General features: G+C 58.1%; 4 protein-coding genes. 3 read left to right on the top strand and 1 reads right to left on the bottom strand.

Features of this window, described 5'->3' with window-relative positions:
• Positions 1-202, top strand: a 202-nt coding sequence (locus tag BMZ70_RS28640; RefSeq protein WP_217648282.1) for a hypothetical protein, incomplete at its 5' end; no start/stop codon positions are given.
• A gap of 6 nt (positions 203-208) precedes the next feature.
• Here the strand turns inward: BMZ70_RS28640 and BMZ70_RS27820 are convergent.
• A complete protein-coding gene (locus tag BMZ70_RS27820; protein WP_092281723.1) occupies positions 209-481 on the bottom strand; it encodes an SDR family NAD(P)-dependent oxidoreductase in 273 nt (90 codons plus the stop codon).
• A 186-nt stretch (positions 482-667) separates the two neighbouring features.
• Here BMZ70_RS27820 and BMZ70_RS27815 point away from each other — a divergent pair, with 186 nt between their 5' ends.
• A complete protein-coding gene (locus tag BMZ70_RS27815) occupies positions 668-1564 on the top strand; it encodes an AraC family transcriptional regulator (RefSeq protein WP_092281725.1) in 897 nt (298 codons plus the stop codon).
• Positions 1565-1651: 87 nt separating this feature from the next.
• Positions 1652-2173, top strand: coding sequence for a porin family protein (locus BMZ70_RS27810; protein WP_092281721.1), 522 nt, complete (start codon positions 1652-1654; stop codon positions 2171-2173).
• Positions 2174-2260 lie beyond the last annotated feature (87 nt).

Genomic DNA, 2260 nt, shown 5'->3' with positions numbered 1-2260 from the left:
TGCAGCACCAAATGCCCACACTTATCGACTGTTGATTTTTAAAGATCTTGTCTTGCACTGCGAAGCGTTTTGTTCGCAGCAGAGAGATGAGATTATGCAGTGTTTCGTACATCCCGTCAACCCTCTTTTTCCCTCGCTAACTCTGCATTTGCATGTTGTGTTTCGCGAGGGACAGAATCATAACAAGGCCGCCCCGCTTTGACAAGGGCTAATTGTTAATTACGACGTCGACTCGCTTATGCACGTCCTCGGCAAATGCCAGGAAATCACGCATTTCGTCCGGCTGGTTCACATCCAGCGCATACCATTCGGCCGAGCCACCCGCCTGGCGGATCTCCGCCACCAACGACTGCAGCTTATTTGAACGGCGCGCGCCGAGCACCACGTGATGGCCTTCGCCTGCCAGCTGGCGTGCTGTGGCCGGACCGCTGCCCCGGCTGGCGCCGGCGATCAAAATTACTTTGCGATGGGTTTGAGTCATGATGCGGTCCTTTCAAAGCCATTAACACGAGGCTGCATCTTACGGACTAAACTGGCTACTGCGAATGCATAGGCCTATGTAGTTCTTGCCTAATCCTATGAATCACAACCGCAAGCGTAGCGATCCACCGGGGAATCATGGATCATTCCTATTCATACATTGCAAAAGGAGTTCAGCGTGGAACGCATGATTGCCCTGCACAACAAACTGGTCCCCAACGATGGCTCTATCCAGACGCTGGTGGACGACGTGCGCCTGTCACGCACCACCCAGCCTGCGACCAAATCGCCAGCCATGTACGAGCCCTGCATCGCCATCGCCCTGCAAGGGCACAAACGCACTCACTTCGGCACCGACATCCTGCAATTCGACGCCGATCACTACCTGGTGGTGGCCGTGCCCATGCCCTTCACCGCGACCATCCAGGCCTCGGAAGAAAATCCTTTCCTCGGTATCTCGATCCGCATCGACCGCACCACGCTGGCCGACCTGATGTTCGCCATCGATCAAAACGACAACGAGGTGCCGGCCATGCCCAAGGGGATGATGACTACCCGCATGGATGATCGCCTGCGCGACACCGTGCTGCGCCTGCTCGAAGTACTGAACTCGCCGCTTGAGGCGCGCGTGCTGGGCCCTGGCATCGTGCGCGAGATTTGCTACCGTGCGCTGATGGGCGAACAAGGCGCCGCCATGCGAGCGGCGCTGACCAGCCAGGGCCAGTTCGGCCGCATCGCCAAGGCCCTGCGCCGCATCCATGCCGATTACGCGGCAGAAATCGATGTCGGCATGCTGGCGGCGGAAGCCAATATGAGCGTGCCGGCGTTCCATGTGCACTTCAAGTCGGTGACGCATTGTTCGCCGATCCAGTACCTGAAGTCGGCCCGGTTGCATCAGGCCCGGCTGTTGATGGCGCGCAGCGATATCACCGCGCAATCGGCCTCGGCCCAGGTCGGTTATGAAAGCCCGTCCCAGTTCAGCCGCGAATTCAAGCGCTACTTCGGGCGCAGCCCGAGCGAGGAAGTGCACGCCATGCGGCGCTTCCTGACCGTCCAACCTGCGGAACCGTCAAGATTGCCTTAAAAATAATTTCGGGATACCATGCGCGCAGGACGGCATTGCAAAATAATCAATGCCGCGTTCCGTAGTTTCACCTTAACAGGAGCAACCATGCGACGCATGATCAGCGCAACACTACTCGGCCTGCTGGCCACTACCCCGGCTTTTGCCCAATCTTTCGAACCAGGCGTGTATCTGTCGGCCGATATCGGGCGTGCCTCGATTTCATCCAAATATGCCGACAACAGCGGCGACGCCACGCTCAGCGCAGCGGCCGGCTATCAGTACACGCCCAATTTTGGTTTTGAAGTTTATACGCGCGGCTTGAGCCTCAACCCGTTCCGTGGCGTCTTTGCGCCGGCCGGCTACTACCCGGATACGCATTACGGCATTGCCGCGCTGGGCACGGCGCACCTCGACCAGCACTTCCGCCTCTACGGTCGCGTCGGCATTGGCCGCACCAGCATGAAGGGCAACCGTACCGGGATGGCTGACCGTGACGAGACCGATCCGATCTTCGGCGTCGGTGTCGGCTATGGCTTCAACCGCAACTGGTCGCTCAATCTGGAAGCCAGCTACCTGACCAAGACCGACGTCAGCCTGGTGACTTTCGGCGTGCGTTACCAGTTCTAAATGCAAAAAGGCCCGCACAGATAAACTGAGCGGGCCTTCTTGGCGGAATAACTAGCTTGACGATAACCTACTTTCACACTGGTTGCA

The sequence above is a fragment of the Duganella sp. CF402 genome (assembly GCF_900109645.1).
Taxonomy (GTDB): Bacteria; Pseudomonadota; Gammaproteobacteria; order Burkholderiales; family Burkholderiaceae_D; genus Rugamonas.
The sequence above is the reverse complement of the archived record's forward strand: the minus strand, read 5'-3'. Positions and strand labels throughout refer to the sequence as shown.